At 35.3% G+C, this 18038-nt stretch carries 17 protein-coding genes and 1 tRNA gene; 6 read left to right on the top strand and 12 right to left on the bottom strand.

What is annotated here, in order from left to right:
* The first annotated feature begins 195 nt into the window (after positions 1-195).
* Entirely contained in the window at positions 196-2388 is a 2193-nt protein-coding gene (locus H3R21_RS05520) for a BspA family leucine-rich repeat surface protein (protein ID WP_198183631.1), read from the top strand.
* A 185-nt stretch (positions 2389-2573) separates the two neighbouring features.
* On the opposite strand, the gene H3R21_RS05515 is transcribed toward H3R21_RS05520, so the two are convergent.
* The 3 genes from H3R21_RS05515 to H3R21_RS05505 all read right to left on the bottom strand — a co-directional run bounded on the left by H3R21_RS05515 (position 2574) and on the right by H3R21_RS05505 (position 6721).
* A complete protein-coding gene (locus tag H3R21_RS05515) occupies positions 2574-3545 on the bottom strand; it encodes an amidohydrolase family protein (RefSeq protein WP_198183629.1) in 972 nt (323 codons plus the stop codon).
* 189 nt (positions 3546-3734) lie between these two features.
* Positions 3735-5681, bottom strand: a complete 1947-nt coding sequence (locus H3R21_RS05510) for a M13-type metalloendopeptidase (RefSeq protein WP_198183628.1) — start codon at positions 5679-5681, stop codon at positions 3735-3737.
* Between the two features lie 182 nt (positions 5682-5863).
* The gene (locus H3R21_RS05505) at positions 5864-6721 is read right to left on the bottom strand and encodes a helix-turn-helix domain-containing protein (RefSeq protein ID WP_198183626.1); all 858 of its coding nucleotides are present in this window, start codon (positions 6719-6721) and stop codon (positions 5864-5866) included.
* A 125-nt stretch (positions 6722-6846) separates the two neighbouring features.
* Between H3R21_RS05505 and H3R21_RS05500 the strand changes: the two genes are divergently transcribed.
* Positions 6847-8103: an MFS transporter gene (locus H3R21_RS05500; RefSeq protein ID WP_198183624.1), complete on the top strand. Its 1257-nt coding sequence runs from the start codon at positions 6847-6849 to the stop codon at positions 8101-8103.
* Between the two features lie 553 nt (positions 8104-8656).
* Here H3R21_RS05500 and H3R21_RS05495 read toward each other — a convergent pair.
* The 6 genes from H3R21_RS05495 to celB form a co-directional block, all read right to left on the bottom strand.
* Positions 8657-9181, bottom strand: a complete 525-nt coding sequence (locus H3R21_RS05495) for a DUF4832 domain-containing protein (RefSeq protein ID WP_370628108.1) — start codon at positions 9179-9181, stop codon at positions 8657-8659.
* 83 nt (positions 9182-9264) lie between these two features.
* Positions 9265-9723 carry a hypothetical protein gene (locus tag H3R21_RS05490; protein WP_198183622.1) on the bottom strand — a complete coding sequence of 153 codons (459 nt, stop codon included), beginning with the start codon at positions 9721-9723 and terminating at the stop codon, positions 9265-9267.
* Positions 9710-9916: a helix-turn-helix transcriptional regulator gene (locus H3R21_RS05485; protein ID WP_222710189.1), complete on the bottom strand. Its 207-nt coding sequence runs from the start codon at positions 9914-9916 to the stop codon at positions 9710-9712. Before H3R21_RS05485 ends, H3R21_RS05490 begins: the two co-directional genes overlap by 14 nt.
* A 118-nt stretch (positions 9917-10034) precedes the next feature.
* Complete coding sequence (locus H3R21_RS05480) at positions 10035-10991, bottom strand: NAD(P)-dependent oxidoreductase (protein WP_198183620.1); 957 nt, start codon at positions 10989-10991, stop codon at positions 10035-10037.
* 242 nt (positions 10992-11233) lie between these two features.
* Positions 11234-11950 (bottom strand): MurR/RpiR family transcriptional regulator, encoded by a 717-nt coding sequence (locus H3R21_RS05475; RefSeq protein ID WP_198183618.1) that lies wholly within the window; start codon positions 11948-11950, stop codon positions 11234-11236.
* Between the two features lie 18 nt (positions 11951-11968).
* Complete coding sequence (celB, locus tag H3R21_RS05470; RefSeq protein WP_198183616.1) at positions 11969-13267, bottom strand: PTS cellobiose transporter subunit IIC; 1299 nt, start codon at positions 13265-13267, stop codon at positions 11969-11971.
* A gap of 362 nt (positions 13268-13629) precedes the next feature.
* Here celB and H3R21_RS05465 point away from each other — a divergent pair, with 362 nt between their 5' ends.
* Both H3R21_RS05465 and H3R21_RS05460 read left to right on the top strand, forming a co-directional pair.
* Positions 13630-14010, top strand: coding sequence for a hypothetical protein (locus H3R21_RS05465; protein WP_198183614.1), 381 nt, complete (start codon positions 13630-13632; stop codon positions 14008-14010).
* Between the two features lie 210 nt (positions 14011-14220).
* Complete coding sequence (locus tag H3R21_RS05460) at positions 14221-14631, top strand: DUF3883 domain-containing protein (RefSeq protein WP_198183612.1); 411 nt, start codon at positions 14221-14223, stop codon at positions 14629-14631.
* A 366-nt stretch (positions 14632-14997) separates the two neighbouring features.
* Here the strand turns inward: H3R21_RS05460 and H3R21_RS05455 are convergent.
* A tRNA-Thr gene (locus tag H3R21_RS05455) sits at positions 14998-15070 on the bottom strand.
* Positions 15071-15299: 229 nt separating this feature from the next.
* Complete coding sequence (locus H3R21_RS05450; RefSeq protein WP_198183610.1) at positions 15300-15500, bottom strand: immunity protein; 201 nt, start codon at positions 15498-15500, stop codon at positions 15300-15302.
* A gap of 241 nt (positions 15501-15741) precedes the next feature.
* Between H3R21_RS05450 and H3R21_RS05445 the strand changes: the two genes are divergently transcribed.
* Together H3R21_RS05445 and H3R21_RS05440 are read left to right on the top strand one after the other, a co-directional pair.
* Positions 15742-16443 (top strand): MgtC/SapB family protein, encoded by a 702-nt coding sequence (locus tag H3R21_RS05445; protein ID WP_046305725.1) that lies wholly within the window; start codon positions 15742-15744, stop codon positions 16441-16443.
* A gap of 117 nt (positions 16444-16560) precedes the next feature.
* The gene (locus H3R21_RS05440) at positions 16561-17760 is read left to right on the top strand and encodes a DUF2974 domain-containing protein (RefSeq protein WP_198183608.1); all 1200 of its coding nucleotides are present in this window, start codon (positions 16561-16563) and stop codon (positions 17758-17760) included.
* A 70-nt stretch (positions 17761-17830) separates the two neighbouring features.
* On the opposite strand, the gene H3R21_RS05435 is transcribed toward H3R21_RS05440, so the two are convergent.
* Positions 17831-17989 (bottom strand): YtxH domain-containing protein, encoded by a 159-nt coding sequence (locus tag H3R21_RS05435; protein ID WP_101138738.1) that lies wholly within the window; start codon positions 17987-17989, stop codon positions 17831-17833.
* Positions 17990-18038: the final 49 nt, after the last annotated feature.

The following is an 18038-nucleotide window of genomic DNA, read 5'->3' as shown; positions in this document are numbered from 1 at the left end:
TTAATTATAAAGTTTATTAAATAGATCCTCAAGATTAATCCGTTCAGTCGAATACTAAATAGCTGTCCTCATTTTTCGCTGATGCTTAGTTTTTTATACAAGTGCGTTTCATTAGTAGTTACTATATTAACCGTGCTAGACTCAAGGTGTATAAACAGTACGTTATTTTTTACTAACTATATGAGGTTAAGAATAATGAATAAAAATAAGGAGAAATTATTATTAGGTGGTGTTTTGACCACCATTGGTCTATTAAGCGCTAGCCCACAGATTGCAAAAGCTGATCAGCTTGCAGCTTCTCACTTAGCGGCCAGCAATGTAACTAAGTCACCAAAAGCTGCTGAATCTGCAGCTAATCAACAACCAAGTACATCTGATGACAGCAGTTCATCGATGCCGTCACTTCCACCTGCTAGCAATTCATCAATTACTGATAACAATAAACCCACTAGTAATGCAAATCAGTCTAACGTACCTCCTGCAATTACTCATGGTGAAAATGAACAGCAAAAGATAGCTACAAAAGCCAACTTAATATCATCTGACATTAATGGCGCCCATCTTACATACGATCCTGATCAAGGAGTTGCTACTATTTCCGGTAGCGTATTGGATAATAGTAATGGTACAGGTTCATTTAACCTATTCTTAAAAAGTAATAACCCTAAAAAGATTGTTATAACTGGCCCTTTAGCTATCAAGGGATCTGCTACTGATCTCTTTGGGGGGTTGAATAATTTAGAAGAGTTTGAAGGTTTGTCTAACATTGACACAAGCCAAGTCACAAGCATGAAGGGTATGTTTTCTGGTGATACTAAGTTAAAAAGTTTGGATTTAAGTAGTTTTAACACAAGTAACGTAACTGATATGTCTAAGCTTTTTAAGTCTTGTTCTGCCTTAACAAATCTTGACGTTAGCTCGTTTAATACAGCAAAGGTTAAAGACATGAGCACCATGTTCAATCTTTGCACAAGTTTAACCAACTTAAATCTAAATAATTTTGATACTAAAAATGTTGAAAACATGAATTCTATGTTTTATGCCTGTCGAAACTTGTCGTCACTAAACGTTGGTAGCTTCAATACATCAAAAGTAATAGACTTTACTGTTATGTTTGGCGATTGTCGTAACTTATCAAACTTAAATGTTACAAACTTTGATACAAGTAATGCTAACATTACCTTGGGCATGTTCTTTAACTGCAAAAACTTAAACCGATTGGATGTAAGCCACTTCAACACTAGTAACAATACCAGCATGAACGGAATGTTCGCTGAATGCACCAATTTAACAAAAATAGACGTTAGTCACTTTAACACGGACAAGGTAACTGACATGATGGAAATGTTTTTAGGAGATAGCAGCTTAACCAGTCTTGATATCAGTAATTTCAATATGAACTCTGTTACCAGTAGCGATAATATGCTAAATGGACTGACAGGCTTAAATTACTTAAAACTAGGTGCTAAAAATTCTCTATCAAATACTGGCTTAGATACGCCTGGAATCTGGGTTAACGTTGGTAATGGAACGAATGGAACGGCAGAGCATCCTCAAGCACTTAAAGATAAGCGTTGGACATCTCCACAACTTTTAACTAACTATAATCCTGCTAAAGACGCCGATGCCTATGTTAGATACAATGCGGCTGTTATTACACATTATCAAGATCAAGACGGTAATCAACTAGCACCTAATGATGTGCAAACCGGTGGATTAAACACTCCATACACCACAAAGCCGAAAGATATTACTGGCTACACTTTAGCAGAAACTCCTGCTAATGCCAGCGGTAGCTTTGCAGATAACACTATAACTGATGTTGTTTATCTCTACAAAAAAGCTCCTACTCCTACCAAGCCACCAGTAAATCCTGTTGTCCCAAGTAAAGCTGCTAATGTAATTGTTCACTATCAAGATGAAAGTGGTAATTCTCTTACTTCCGACATTGTTTTAAGTGGTAACGTTGGTGATGGGTATACTACCGATACAAAAGAATTTAATGGGTATCACCTAAAAAGTCGACCTACTAATGCCACCGGCTTCTTTAGTACACAGGCTCAAGATGTCACCTATATTTACGCAAAAGATAGTAATACTCCAGCCGAAAATGTGCCTATCAACAATAACCATCAGGATAAAAACCCTACTAAACCGCAAACAACTAATCATCTACGGCCTCAAGCACCTCAAAGCCCTTCAAAACAGCATTTAACTAATAATCATGTTGCCATACCAAGGACAACTGCTGACAATATAGCAAGCAGCAAATTACCACAAACGGGCAAAAACCAAACGGAAAATCTGTTGATTGTTCTTGCTGGTCTTCTGTCCGCAACATTTGCAGCTGTATCTGGTTGGTTCATTCACAAACATAAAGAAAACTAATTAAACACTCTATGAAAAAGCTGAGAAACTTAGTTTCTCAGCTTTTTTGCGTTCAATATCAGTAAAAGCTGCTACCGCCTTCTATGTATGCCTTAGATTATTACCTGGGGAATAGTAACAGTCCATATCAGATAGAATCAGAATGGGAATGTAAAATAATATTGTGATGCTTCTCTTTGTTATCTCTATATATCTTGAAAAACTGGATCTTCACTATCGCGCATTGCTTGCACATTTTGCTGTTTAAAATAGATACGATTGGCATTGTTGTACATAACATCTTCAAGTTCTGATTCAGTAAAGATGTCCGTTTCTTCTAACCAAGTAGCTAAATTGTGGTACGAATTAAATGTTGATGACCATGGTGAATCAGTGCCCCAAAAGATACGCTTAGCACCAAGAACCTTTTTAGCTAATGCAACGTCCTTTTGGCAACGTGGAAATGGGAAAGTCGTTTCCTTTTCAATATCTTGAATTGCTGAAATTTCGGTGGCGATGTTTTCATATGGCTCCCACTGTTCCAAAGCATTTTCCAAACGATTCAAGTGGTCTGCATTAGGGAATGATAAATGGCAAACAACAAAGTCTAATTTAGGATAGCGACGAGCCAAGTTAATAATTGCTTCAGGTTCGTAGCTGAATTGAGTGTAATCACCGTAGTCAACTGTGATGACGAAGCCTGGATAGTCAGCAAAGAAATGGAAAAGCCTACCTAATTCTGGTGAAGTATCTAGACGGAATGGATGATGATATCCGTGTAAACCTCCACCTTGGCTAATTTCTAATTTAATTGCTCTAAAGCCTAAGTCTTCTACGTGACGTCTAACAATTTCCATCGCGTCATCAGCAAATGGGTCAACAGAAAAAGCTGCAATAAATTTATCAGGATATTTCTTTGCTGCTTGATAAGAGTAATAGTTCTGGAAGCCATATAGACTGCCCTGAAGCAAAACTGCTTTTTCAACTTCATTATCTTTCATAACCTTTAGAGCTGATTCTGCAGTGAAATCATGGTCGCCCCAGCCTTCAGGTATTAGATTAAGAAACATTCCGTTGTCCCAAATCGCTTTACCATTGCCTAAAGGTGTCATTCGGCCCTTAGCAGATAATCCTGCAAGTGAACGTACTAAATGTAAATGCCCGTCTATTTTTTTCATTCTATTTCCTCCTTGTAATTAGTATTCATATAAAAAGGAATTATACTTCATCTATATTTAGCAATCAAAAATACCTAGCAATGTTCAATTCACGCTAGGTATTTTAATATCCTATTTAAGATGTTCTGGAGTATGAAGCTACTAAAAGCAATTGGTTTATAGAGCTTGTAGCTACTCCCTCAAGTGTAATTACCAGACTTGTACCCGCTTATCCGGATCAAGCCACATACCGTCACCTTCTTTAACATTGAAAGCTTGATAAAACTCATCTTGACATTGGGCCTGCACATTTGCTCGAGCTTGGGAAAGAGCATGAACATCAGAAGCGGCGATTAATTTCCAAAATTCAGGCTTAGCGTTTGTTGCCCAAATTCGCGCATAGTTTTCAAACAAGGTTTTAGCGTCTCCACCTTCTTGCTTATTAGCCGCAACGGCCACTGTTAGACCACCCTGATCACCAATATTTTCTGAAACTGTTAATTTACCATTGATTTTGCTTGTACCAACTTCAACGCCATCAAACAGCTTAATTTCAGCTTTGATTCTTTTATTAAATTCAGCCTGGTCTTCGTCAGTCCACCAGTTTTTCATATTACCCAACTCATCAAACTGCGAGCCGTTGTTGTCAAACGCATGCGAAATTTCATGTCCTACAACTGTACCAAAACCACCATAATTAGCTGCACGATCCTGATGTAGGTCATAAAAAGGCTTTTGGAGTAAAAGTGCTGGGAAAGTAATGTCATTACTTTGCGGATTATAGCAAGCATTTGGTTCTACCGCCGACATCATCCAAAGTGATTGATCAACCGGTCTGTTGATATCCGCAAAGTTATCCTTAAGTTTAATTTGACTATTTGCTTTAACATTACTATATAAACTGCCGCCTTCTGTAGCTGGCATTACTTTGAACTCGTCATAAAATCTTTGAACATGCTCTGGATAACCGATTTTTAAGACTAAAGTGTCAAGCTTCTTTAGCGCCTTTTTCTTAGTAGTATCTGACAACCAAGAATTCTTTTTTAAATGATCTTGGTAAACCGCAATCATATTTTTAACGATTTTAGTAGCATCGGCTTTGGCTTCAGCACCTAAGTATTTTTCGCCATAGTATTGGCCAATGACATCACCAAATAATCTGACCGTCTCATCATAAGCAAAGCGCTCATCTGCATCTAAAGAATCTACTCCGTACATTGCTTTTCTTAGTGGTAATTGGGCCTTTCTAAATTCACGTGACAAATATCCAGCTGCTTGATTAATAAAATACCCGATTAGCCAGCCTTTTAATTCATCAAAATGTTCTTCATTAAACAATTCATCAAATTTATCTAAATAGCCTGGTTCAGTAACATTAACTTTCTTAGCGTCTTCAAGTCCGGTTTCTTTCAGCAAGGCAGCTAGATGAATATTTTTACTCTGGCTTTCAAATTCTGTCACACTCATTGGATGATATATGTTTTCAATCTCAGAATTATATTCTGCTGATTGATAGACCTGGGCCAAACGCTGATCCAGCGTAACTGCTCCTGCGGCGTATTGCTCAGCTTTATCCTGCTGAACACCACTCATTACCAGCAAATTAACGGTTTGCTTTTGCCAAACATCAAGCAAGTTAGCGGTTTTTTCATTACCATAATAGCTGGTATCGGACAAAATCAAATTTTGCCGGTAAAAAGTGACAATATTTAGTTGTGCATCCTTAAAATCTGGTTCCACTTCAAATTTAAATGGCAAGTTGTCGGCTAGCAACAAGTTCATCAAGTTCTTATTGATATCTGCTAAATTGTCGAGTCCGGTTAAAAAGGTCAAGTCTTCCTTAATTGGAGCGGCACCGTCAGCGGCTCTTTTTTCTTCATCCTCAGCTACACGGTAAAATTCAACTGCTTTGTTAAAGTTCTTAACTTGAGGAATTGGTTTTTTACCGGCAACAAAAGCAGAAAAGTCTCTTAAAAGGTGATTGCGTGTTTGCTGTTCTGCCATGTCAAAGCCATTAAGCCACGGCTGACCTGCAGGAACAGGGTTCTCTTGTAACCATTTTGAATTTACAGCCAAGTAAAGGTTATCTTGCTCACGGATATTTACATCAGGTTTAGTAGAATCACCAAAACCACCACGAATATTAAAGTTAATCATTTGTTCTTCTCCTATAATTTAATCTTTTTCTTATACAGATAATACCTTCAAGGAGTGAGACAAGTTAAAAAGTGTCACATTCGACTTTTTTATTTTTTCGTATGGTGTTTTTTTAAACTTTATAACGATTTACCGAAGACACTAAAAAGCGTATTTGAATTCTAAATATCAAATACACTTTTTTAATTTCTTCCATATTTATCAAAAAAACCTTTCACATCTTTACTATACTCCGGCATGCCCAACGAACTAATGTGATCAATTGCCCTTCGAGCCTTATTTAAATACTCATCCTTTCTTTCATAGTGATAATTCACTATATTTTTAAGTATAAAAATGCAGTTTTTATAAAAAAACAAGTTCGGCTTAGTACTAATTTGATCGGCTGCTTGAATAAAAAATTCTGTTTCTTTATATCTATTTTCCTCAATACACATAAATAAAATGTTAATCACTATTGCTAATATTGTTTCTTGAACATTCGAATTCCCCGAATAGCGAAATTGTGTAATTACTCGCCGACTTATTAACAAATTGTTATCAAGATCATAAAGTGTCATAAAGTTACAATATAGAGCCAATTTACTTTCGTCAAAATCAGAAATATTAAAAATCTTTTCTTTCAACTCAATTTTATCTTTTTCATCAAGATTTTCTACGTTATGATTACCAACTAAGGCTATAACTGCATTTATAAATAACAACTGATCTTCTTTATCAGCTATTTCACTATTTGCAATGACATTTTTAATATCCTTAAGCTGATCCTTATCATTATGATAAAACGCTTCATTCATTGCCTCGCCAATATCTCTGTTTTCGTCATATCTTACTTTATCTTCTTGACTAAGCTTGCCAAAAAATTCCCACAATTTAATGTTATTAGCACGCAATAATGCAATCAAATCCTCAGCTGTAATTCTATGCTGATCTTTTTCAACTTTTGAATAATATGATGTACTAATCGTATTACCAGCCCATTCTTTTTGTGTTTTCGAGCTCTCAATTCGATATTGCTTTAGCAATTGTCCTATTGTCATTAGTGCTCCTCCTTAATTTCATTCAAATTTGGCGTTTAACATTCAAATGTGACATTTTTGATAATCCTTATTATAACCAGGTTATAACTTAATATATATAAAATTTTATTTAGGAGTTATAAATTATGGACATTTTTATAAAGAATAAGGATTATAGAAAATTTACAATCGCCAGTTTTTTATCTGGTGCAGGCAATATTTTGTTTTACTTAGCACTTATTACTTATGCAAGTAAATTAAGAAATTACGCCTTGGCTATTTCATTGATTTCAATTTCAGAATCAGTACCTCAAATTTTTCAAGTTCTTAGTGGATATTTAGCTGACCGTACAAAAAACAAATTCAAGTTAATGGTTTGGTTAGCCGTTATACGCTTTGGACTCTATCTAATCGTCGGCTTACTTTTCGCTAGTGGTTTTGCTGGCTGGAACCTAGTTTTAGCTGTTATTGGCATTAACTTAGTATCAGATATTGCCGGTTCATACTCTGGTGGCCTTCAAATGCCTCTAATTGTTAACATTGTTGGAAATGATGAAGTTGCTGAAGCTGAAGGATTTGTTAGTGGGATCAACGGTATTATCAATATGATTGCACAATTCATTGGCTCTGGTTTATTACTTTTCATGTCTTATTCAAGCCTAGCAATCTTCAATGCCTTAACATTTCTAGCAGCAGGTGTCCTTTTTGCCAGCGTCGGTCGCAATTATTACAAGACTCGTCCTCAAGAAGAAGCTACTTCAGTTAATGAAGAGGGCTTCTTTAAAACAATTGCTTTATCATTCAAACAAGTAAAAAAAGCAAAGGGATTATTGTCGGTCGTTCTAGTAATTGCCTTACTAAATGGAGTCTTAGGAACAATTGAGCCTTTAATTTCAATCGTAATCGCTGGTAATAAGTCTTCTATGGTCATTGGAACTTACAGTTTCACGATTGCCCTAATAGGAGGTGTAATGACTGCTGGTATGGCACTTGGTAGTATTGTAGGCACAAAATTATTCAAGAAAATGTCATTATTCACTATCGCAATTATTTCAACAGTTTTAAGTATCGCAGTTATTGGTACAATGATTATTAAAAATATTTTTATTTGCCTACCTATCATGGCAAGCCTTGCAGTATTTATTGGTACAGCTAGCCCTAAATTAACACAGTGGCTTGTTGAAGCCGTTGATCAAAATATTTTGTCATCAACTATGGGAATGCTTAACACTATTTTAGTTGTGACTGTACCAGTTGTGACAACTATTTTTACTACAATTACTGCTTCGCTCGGTATTACTATCGCATTAACACTATTATGTGTAACTTGTTTAATTGTTTTGGTAACAATAGTAAAGGTAGTTTATTCTACTAATAAAAAAGAAGCTGTTAATGCGGCATAACTAGAAATAACTTCATTTTACAATTTACCCATTATTATTTATTCTTAAAAAACAAAAATAGCCACAAAATTGAGAATATAAACTAAATAAATTTGTGGATCACCTAAAACTTCCCGATTTTGCAAACTGAAAATACAGCCTTCCTGGGAGTTTAAATTGTCATAAGTTTCTTTCTTGTTTGCGTAATAGACTGCTGTCAAAATAACTAATATTAATCTCAAGAAAATCATAGTATGATCGCCACTAGCGGTAGTTATCCCCCCAAATTTTGAGCTTCAACAACTAGCACAAAGGGAATCATGAATAGAACCAAGTGCCCATTAACAAAATGCTTTTCTTTGCTTTGCGTGTAATAGTAAAATTTGCTTTAAAACAAGCTCGACACAATGCATCAACGCTAACTGGGATTAAAAAAATAGATAAATTTTGCCTTTAATTTTTATCGTAAATAAAAAACCGATAAATTATCGTTTTGAAACGTAATTTATTGGTTTTTGTCTTTTTATAACTATTTATTTAAGTGTCAGCAAATAATTATATCCCTTAGCAAAAGCTATATTGTTTGCCAAGCGGTTTCCTGTATTACCATAGCCAGTAAACTTAAAAGCCAAATATTTTGCTTTTTTGACCAGCGCTTGTCTACTTGCCATTCAACTGGCAAAACTTGAAGCGACTGCAAATGTGCAACATCAGTTATTTCTTTGGTAGCCACTGCCTTTTTAGATGCATTCAGTAATACCAATTCTGCTTTATTAATTAAAACAGGAGCATCCATGCCATAATTAGTTAAATTAACTTGATAGTCAATACTCTTCTCATCTGCTTGATAGCTAATATCTTTAACTGCTAATCGGTAACCCAGATAATCCCTAATATATTCATACCGAGAACGGCTTATTTCATTATCACTAGTGTCTTTAAACCATGATTTTTGATACGGTAATTTATATTGGTCTAAAAGAGCTGGGGTTACTAATTGCCGTTTCCAAGAACTCAAAGAATAGTCCTTGCCATCTTCTTTGTAATTATGAGCTATACTCAATGAAGTAAAATGGTCAACTGCAAGGCGTTGAGCAATCAGTGGTGCAGAAATTAACTGACCGTTATTGTCTGATGCATTGGCAGAACCAGTTTTATATCGTTATAAATATTTAGGCCTTACTAATTTCTAAGTTCATTAGTAATACCTATAATCATTTCAATTAATAATAATAAGTTCCATAAGACACTTAAAGTAGCGGCAATGGTTATCAATATTATGACCAGTGTCGTAAACCCTTGAGCTTTATACATGAACGCCGCCCCAGTTAGAAAGACCAGGCTCAGAATATAAATTAACCAGTTAGCTATTTTATACATTTGGTGATTAGTTTTCACTGCAATAAATTCATCACGCTCATCTTCATCATCTTTATCTGTCCCCACAGTTTTGGCTTTATAATAAAGATAAGCAGCAAAACTAATAGCAAAAACTGCATAAATAATATTTTTCGGTATATCGATTTGCCTGCGGTGCTGCAGAATTTCTAAACCGATCAGCGCCAACTCAAGAAGTGCTGATAATGTAAAAAAGCATGCTGAGAAATAATATTTGAGCTTTCTTTTCTTATTCTTTTTCATTTTCTAAGTACTCCTCTAAACAAAACAAGGTTTCAATATCAGTTCTAAAAACTTGCGCCAGTTTATACGCCAAGACGAGTGAGGGCTTGTATTTACCGTTTTCTACCGAGATAATCGTTCTTTCAGTGACACCCACTTTAGCGGCAAGTTCACGCTGCGTTAAGTGCAGCTTTTTTCTATTTTCTTTAACCAAATTTGTGATAATCTCACCTTCTTAGTAATATGAAACACACTTCATGTAGTTAGCTTCATATTATATCACGATAAAGAAAAAAGCCAAGTTATTACTTGGCTTTTTTTCATGATCTTGTTTATTCATTAACTTGATTCAAAGCTTTGTGGTCACACAAATAAGAAATAAGATTTCTAGATGCTTCTTTAGCTGTTTCCGTTCTAGCCTCTAAAGTTCCAGTACCTGCATGAGGAGCTAAAATCACGTTGTCTAATTCACATAAAGCTTGCGGAACATGTGGTTCAGTTTCATAAACATCTAGTCCGGCTCCAGCTATCTCTCCATTTTTTAGCGCTGATATCAAATCATCTTGGTTAATTAATTGTCCACGCGCAGCATTAATAATATAAGCAGTCTTTTTCATTTGCTTAAACACTTTCGAATTAAAGACGCCAGTTGTTGAAGGTAAAGCTGGCGCATGGAGTGTAATAACATCTGATGTTTTAACTAGCGTATCAAAGTCGACGTAGCTAACATGCTCCGCTTTTTCAACCTCAGACGCTAATTGATGTCTGTTATGATAAATAACTTTCATCCCAAATACCTGAGCATATTTAGCAACTTCAGAACCAATTCGCCCCATACCATAAATACCAAGTGTTTTTCCTTGAAGTCCTGTTCCCATATTTTCTGGTTTAGAAACATTGACCCATTTTCCTTGACGAATATTTTTATCATAAAAATGCAATCGCCTTACAGTTGCTAATAATAGGGCAAACGTCATTTCAGCAGTTGGAACCAGAACACTCTTAGGGCAATTCGCAACAACAATTCCCTTTTGCTTAGCATAATCAATATCAATGTGGTCATATCCTACACCACTAGCTGTAATGATTTTTAGGTTAGTTCCCGCATCTATTAGCCCTCGGTCGCCTTTCATCCCAATGAGTATTAAGCCTTCGTATTCAGATAAGTGTGCTAAAACCCATTTTCTGGTCTCATGTTCAGGCGCATGAATCACTTCAAAATTTTCTTTTAATTCTGTTAATCCTGCTTCTGGAATAATGCCAGTCACTAAAATTTTTGCTTTATTCATCTTTATTATCCCTTTTAATAGCTAAAAATTATTAATAACTATTATTATAGCAATTGCTATGTTTTGTGAAGCAATAGATCTTGCTATAGCCGATTTTAGCCTTACCCAACTTGGCATATAACCTTTATGTATTGTGATGACACCTCTTGGCCAAAATATAGCTAAAAGTAGTTAAGAACTGGAAAAATGCAAAAGGACCAATTCCTGCAATAAGGCTGGAATTAGTCCTGCAATAAAATTTGTTACTTATCAACCCGCAGTGCACGCGACAATCGTTCAAGTAGATAAACAACTGGAACTTGTGATGTTAAGTTGATTGTTTCACCGATTATTTTGAATTCTAAGTGATACGCAAAGTTCAAATCCGATAAGCCTGCAATGGTATTATCTTCATTATTAGTGATGCTGACAATTGTTGCACCTTCTTGCTTAAAACTTTTTACTTGGTCAATTGTTGGTTGACCCTCACCGCTGACTGATAAAACTATTACAGTCTTGTTTTTAAAACGATCTCGGCTTAATTCAACCGGGTAGTATGGATCATCAATCGAAAATGCGTTACGCCCATTATTAACAAATTGACGCGCACCATAATCACATAAGTCACCAGAAGAACCAATTCCAAAAAAGACGAAATCTGTCGTTTTTCTAGCAATTTCTTGAAAAGTAACAATTTTTTTATCGTAATCTGCTAAAAAAGCTTGCGAAAAGTAATATTGTGCCTGGTAAGTGATATCATCAACCACTTTATTTCTGTTCAGCTCTTCTTTAATTTCGTTTTGCAAATCATAGTAATGCTGATAGCCCAGTGCTTCTAACGTACGGACAACAGAAGCCGGTGAAACACCTAATATACTTGCTAACTCACGCAGAGTTATCTCTGTTATTTGTTTTTTATTCGCAACAATATAATTATATATTTTTAGCTGCGTTGCTGTTAGCTTCTGCCTTGTCTGCACTTCTACTCCTACCTAATACTATTGCTTTGCTGTTTCTTGCTCTTCTTTTAATTTAGCACGATCCATGCTTCTGAAGAAACCATAGTAAATTAATGTATCCATAACAATATTAAATAATTGCATTATACCACCTGAGATGTGCCCCGTGGATAGAATACCGGATAAAATTGCTGGTGTTGTCCAAGGAGGATAGATTCCGATTGTTTTAGCAACCCAGCCTAGCTTCATTGCAGTGTATGTTGCAATAATGTTGGCAATTGGAGCTAGAATAAATGGAATAATAATCCGATAGTTTAATACAATAGGTGTTCCAAAGACAATTGGCTCATTGATATTAAAAATTGACGGACCAATAGCAAGTTTACCTAGTGCCTTCATTTCTTTGTCTTTAGCAAAGAAGGTCATCAAGATAACAAAGCCTAATGTAGCACCACAGCCTCCAATTCTAACAAAGTTATCAAAGAAAGTTTTGGTAACAATGTTTGGAATAGCCTGATGAGCTTTAAGTGCTGAAGCATTAGCAGCCAGCGCTGCATACATAATCGGATCGATAATACCAGAAATTGCATTGGCACCATGAATGCCGAAGAACCAAAGCGTACATACCACTAGCTCAATAACAATTGCACCACCTAAACTATTGGTTACCTTGCTCATTGGGTCCTGTAGGAAGAAAGTAATTACGTTTGGGATGCTCTTCATTGGCGTTGCTTCAACACCAATTCTAATTAGCCAAACTACAAATAAAGAAATTGCACCCGGAACCAGTGCCGCAAATGAATTGCTTACAGCTGGTGGAACTGTATCTGGCATCTTGAAAACCAAATTCTTGTGCATTAACCAAACATACAAATCAGTCACAAACAAACCAACCAGTAGGGCTGTGAAAAGACCAGATGAGTCAAACTGTTTTAACGGAATTAATAGTCCGCCGTCTTTTCCAATTTGCATTGGAATCGTTAAAATAAATGCACCTATTGCAACGATCATTGCTGAAAATGCATCAATGCTTTGGTAGCTTTTCGCTAAACTATAGGAAATACCAGCTACGGCTATTAAACCCATAATATTAAACGAGGCATTTGTCACATATTGCACAACAGTTGACCAATTAGGGCCAAAAATATGGGCCATAAAGTCTAAATAGCCCTTTACTGGAAACTGACCAATAATCATAAAGATTGAACCAATGATGATCATTGGTACAGCTGCAGTCATTCCGTCTCTTAATGCGACCATGTGCCTAGCACTTGATATTTTATTAAAAAGTGGAATTAGCTTCTCGTTGAGAAAGTTATTCTCTTTTTTCTCCGACATTTTATTCACTCCTACTATTTATTTATAATTGCACCAATCTGCAATCGCTTACAAATAAATATTAGCATTTTGTTTCAAAAAGTCAATATTTTTATGAAACGCGTTTCATTTTTAATATAAAAAACTGCCAGCTTACATCAAGGTACAAAACTGATAGACATAATAATATTATGTTTTGCAAAATGAAAAATTATTGGATTACTCATCTAAAAGCTAAATATCGCTGAGTTCATAGTTAACTTTATTTTACTTGTAAGAACCATAACTTATATCTTTGTGTTAAATTGACTAGCAGAGTACATTTAATATATCATTATATTAATGGCTTATGTTAAGTTTTTACATCGATTGAGGCGGTTTATATGCACCATATAGAAGACGTGATTTATAAATATTCTATCCAAAGTTACTTTATTTTAGACTCAAATGGTCCCGAATATGATCAAAAAGATGAAGACTATGTACGTTATACTTATAATGTAAAACGTAATAATAAACTTAAAGAAAATACTATATTCCTCTATAGAAAGCCCCAACGCATTTCAGATGATAAAAAATTCGAATTATATGGTGGTGGAATAATAGATCAGATTTCGGAAGCAGATGAACATGGAGATAAAGTTGCAGGTATTGTAAGTGGTTTTGAAATAGTTCAACCAATTAAACAAGGTGATTCTTCTATTGAAGAGATGACTTGGGAAAAGAAAGAAAGAAGAACAGACCGTACTGGCAAAAAAAGCTAGAAAAATTTTTGGAATCAATATGGTATAAACGAAATTACCCAAAACGATTTTTACCAATTAATTAAAGATAAGGAATGTAAATTCTTCAAAAATGAAAGCGAGACTGTTGCTTTAAATGACAATATATTTAATACACCGTTTAAGATAACCACAGTTGCGGATGGTAAGAAAGCAGCAAAGAGACCTAAATCAACAAGGGTAGTTAAAAATGTGGATTTTAAAAAAGCTCAAAGAAATAAAGCAAAATGTGGTCAACTTGGGGAATTAATAGTTTTAAGTCTTTTAACAGAAAAAGCTGGAAAAGATAAAACAAACTTACCCCAGCATGTGTCCAAAACAATTGGCGATGGCTTGGGATATGATATTATCGCTTACAATAAGCAGAATGAAAAAGAACTGATAGAGGTTAAAACCACAACGGGCCCGAATGTTGATGGTTTTTATATGTCTTATAACGAAAAATTAGTAGCAAAAAATAATCCTATTAACTACAAAATTTACCGTGTATTTGACTTAGATGTACATAATTTAACTGCAAAAATCAAAATTTTAGATGGGCCATTTGATGACACTAATTACGATTTTCTCCCAGAGACATATAAAGTTATTACAAAATCCTAGTTCTAGTCTGTTTATTTATTGACACCTAAATCTTACGCATGTCCATATCTTCTTAGTAATTCTTATTCTCAATTAACATGAAAAATAGCCAAATACAAACAAATTATAATTCAGAAGTAATCTGTTAACTGCTCTCTTTTTCTCATAGAATTATCTTTAAAAAATTATTCAAGCACACGAAAAAGTTGTTACAAATCCCATTATATCAACCCCAAGGTCTGCTTAAGAATTTTTGTACGAAACAGGGGCAAAAATGTATTTTCGTAGCGTGTACATTATCCTGTTTTACGCAAAAAAATTAACCTTAACTTATCTGCTTAAAATGCTGATAAATCAAGGCTAATTACTTTAAATGATTCTTCTGAATGCTGACTAGAGGATTCGAACCTCCGACCTCATCATTACTAGTGACGTGCTCTGCCAACTGAGCTAAGTCAGCATTGTCAACTCGACAACGATATTTATTAAAACATATTAGCTTGGTTTGCGCAAGTACTTTTTACGATTTTCTATACCTTACCACATTCTTTTTGCTCAGTAGTAACAGAATGTAAGATATCATGCAAAATTTTGGCAAGAAAAAAGCGCAAAAAGCAAAAAGCGCTTGTTGCAATAGTTGCTTCTGCACTAATTAATCTTAAGAATGAGTTTGGCGCTCAATGATTCGCCTAATACACCTTCATGACTAGTGCTATGCCAATCCCTATAAAAACTAAAGCTAAAACCACTCCGCTCCATAGAGCCAATGGTAGAAAGGTAGAAGTATTTTTATTTCCTCGCTGCTTAGTATCCTTAAAAGCCTTATAAACAGCATATATTTCCCAAATCCCAAGCAAGATTCCTACAACACCTGTAAGTTGTTCCATCATCTTATTTTCTCCGTTATGTTTATTAGTAACTGACAATCTCAATCCAACTATAGGATTAAATTCTTTATACTTTCAGTATTACTAAATGTTGCTAATAGTTATAGCACATAAAAAGTAAAAGTAAATATTTTTTAATAAATATCTCAAACTTAATTTTCTATACTTTACCAAAAAACACCTCTCATTTAACACTTTTTAAGTGTATAATATTAACTATTGTTTTTTTCAAAGGAGTGAGATGATGGTAGATATATCACCGATTAGCGCTCAACTGCCTTGGATATTACGCCTAGTAATAGCTTCCTTATGTGGTGCTTTAATCGGCTACGAACGAGCAATCCAAAGAAAAAGTGCAGGAGTCAGAACCCACATTGTAGTAGCTTTTTCTTCTGCGTTATTTATGATTCTTTCTAAATATGGGTTTGCTGACTTGATGAAAATTTCCGGGATGGAATATGATGCTTCTCGTATAGCTGCACAAATAGTTTCCGGTATTTCATTTATTGGGGCAGGAACTATTTTAGTTAAGAAAAGTCAGATTTCCGGTTTGACAACGGCTGCAGGTGTTTGGGCAACAGCCGCAATTGGCATGGCGATTGGCTCTGGGTTATACTTTTTGGGCATTATTGCTACCGCGATTCTCTTCATAGTTCAAATGATTTTCCATGATGACACTATAATTAATAAAATCATCATGCATATTCGCTTCAACATTCAAATCGAAGCGGTCAACAAACATGGCATTTTGAAGACAATCGAAAAAGAATTATCGGCCAATCATGTTGAAAATGTGTCAGTTAAAATTTTATACGTTAGCGACGAAAAAATAATTTTCTTCGTTGATGGCATTATCAACAATAATATTGATGAAAATAACATTATTATGGCATTACGCAAATATCCTGACATTAAACGTATTAGCTACACTAGCTTAGGCAAGTAATGTCTTAAAAAATAAGTAGTAGCGGCTTGCTGGCTGCTTATTTTTTTGTACTAAAAAACTAAATCAACTACAATAATACTTAATTACAAATTTCAAGTTCTAGAAAGGGGTATTTTCATGTCTGGATCTCTTGATTACTTACGCTGGCGTGGTGACCTCAGTTATAAAGAACGCCGCTTTAATAGTATCGATGCTGCACTGCTGGCATCCATAGTTTACCTTCCCGCAGACGCTTCTGCTGTCGGGCATACATTATCTGATGTGGCAACAAAACTGCGTGCGCTGCCCTCTTTTCAACATCAGATGCACTCCGAAACTGCAGCTGAAATTATTCTCCTGCCTGATAGTCCACGAATTGGTGGAATGAAAATTCTGGATTGGACAGATAGATTAGAAAAAGCACCTTATCCGTTACAATTTAATGCTGCCACATTTCTCATTGATGATACTTCAGTTGCTATTGCCTTTCGTGGAACCGACGGTTCAATGATTGGCTGGAACGAAGATATGCGCATGAACTACTTATCCGAGATTTACGGTCAAGGAGTTGCAGCCAAATATCTTGAAGAAATTGCCGAAAAGTTTCCAGATAAACAGATTTATCTTATTGGTCACTCAAAAGGAGGCAATTTTGCCCAGTATGCACTAAGTGCCGTTACTCCAGAAATTCAAGATCGTGTAATTTCGGCATTTAGCTTTGACGGTCCTGGCTTTTTCCGCAAGGTTTATACCACTCCAGGTTTTGTACGTGCAATGCCTAAGATGAAAACTTACATCCCCCAAGGATCGATTTTTGGGGCAATGCTAGATCATCCAGAGCGAACTCTCGTCGTAAAAAGTACTGCAGCAATGCGTAATCAACATGATCCAAGACGTTGGTCAGTCGGCCGCGATAGTTTTACTCTCGCTGATGGCTTAACAGCTAGCAGCCGCGTCATCCGCCATGCCTTAATTAACTTCAACAATTCAATTCCAGACGAAAAGCGCAACGAAACCTTTTCCGATCTGTTTGAAGCATTTGAGAACTCAGATATTGAGGAATTACACCAATTAACCAATAACAAATTGGTTGGAACTTATCGCCTTAGCCGCGTTTTCATGACTTTAGAACCAGAAGAGCGTAAACTAATTACCCAAATTTTTACTAATATTTGGAATTCATTTAAAGATAGTGTTAATCTGCCACTTTTAACTAGTAATTATGAACTTTATCCTAAAAGTAATGATTCAAGTAAAGCACCTGTATTCTACGAGTTTTATGACTCAGATGAGCCCAATTTAGAATTACCAGATGAAATAAAAAAGAAACTGCGTTAGCAAATTGTTTCATGTGTAACGCAAAAAGATGGCTGGAAGTTAATAACTTCCAGTCATCTTTTTTATTCAGTTATTTTTTCATATTTTCTTTAACGTCATCAACTTTATCCTTGACGTTGTCAGTTGCTTCTTGTGCCTTATCCTTAACGTCGCCTGCTGCTTGTTGCATCTTGCCCTTAAGTTCTTTAGCTTTACCAGCAACTTTATCTTTTAAACCTTTGTCAGCCATAATTATCGATCCTTTCACAAAAAATTATTGCTAATTAACTATTTACACC

The sequence above is a fragment of the Lactobacillus sp. W8172 genome, from assembly GCF_016102055.1.
Taxonomy (GTDB): domain Bacteria; phylum Bacillota; class Bacilli; order Lactobacillales; family Lactobacillaceae; genus Lactobacillus; species Lactobacillus apis_A.
This window is presented reverse-complemented; position numbering and strand designations above follow the sequence as displayed.

Excerpts from the sequence above, each read along its gene's own strand:
- H3R21_RS05520 (WP_198183631.1), top strand. The coding sequence starts at position 196 with ATGAATAAAAATAAGGAGAAATTATTATTAGGTGGTGTTTTGACCACC.
- H3R21_RS05515 (WP_198183629.1), bottom strand. The coding sequence starts at position 3,545 with ATGAAAAAAATAGACGGGCATTTACATTTAGTACGTTCACTTGCAGGA.
- H3R21_RS05510 (WP_198183628.1), bottom strand. The coding sequence starts at position 5,681 with ATGATTAACTTTAATATTCGTGGTGGTTTTGGTGATTCTACTAAACCT.
- H3R21_RS05505 (WP_198183626.1), bottom strand. The coding sequence starts at position 6,721 with ATGACAATAGGACAATTGCTAAAGCAATATCGAATTGAGAGCTCGAAA.
- H3R21_RS05500 (WP_198183624.1), top strand. The coding sequence starts at position 6,847 with ATGGACATTTTTATAAAGAATAAGGATTATAGAAAATTTACAATCGCC.
- H3R21_RS05490 (WP_198183622.1), bottom strand. The coding sequence starts at position 9,723 with ATGAAAAAGAATAAGAAAAGAAAGCTCAAATATTATTTCTCAGCATGC.
- H3R21_RS05480 (WP_198183620.1), bottom strand. The coding sequence starts at position 10,991 with ATGAATAAAGCAAAAATTTTAGTGACTGGCATTATTCCAGAAGCAGGA.
- celB (WP_198183616.1), bottom strand. The coding sequence starts at position 13,267 with ATGTCGGAGAAAAAAGAGAATAACTTTCTCAACGAGAAGCTAATTCCA.
- H3R21_RS05465 (WP_198183614.1), top strand. The coding sequence starts at position 13,630 with ATGCACCATATAGAAGACGTGATTTATAAATATTCTATCCAAAGTTAC.
- H3R21_RS05450 (WP_198183610.1), bottom strand. The coding sequence starts at position 15,500 with ATGATGGAACAACTTACAGGTGTTGTAGGAATCTTGCTTGGGATTTGG.
- H3R21_RS05445 (WP_046305725.1), top strand. The coding sequence starts at position 15,742 with ATGGTAGATATATCACCGATTAGCGCTCAACTGCCTTGGATATTACGC.
- H3R21_RS05440 (WP_198183608.1), top strand. The coding sequence starts at position 16,561 with ATGTCTGGATCTCTTGATTACTTACGCTGGCGTGGTGACCTCAGTTAT.
- H3R21_RS05435 (WP_101138738.1), bottom strand. The coding sequence starts at position 17,989 with ATGGCTGACAAAGGTTTAAAAGATAAAGTTGCTGGTAAAGCTAAAGAA.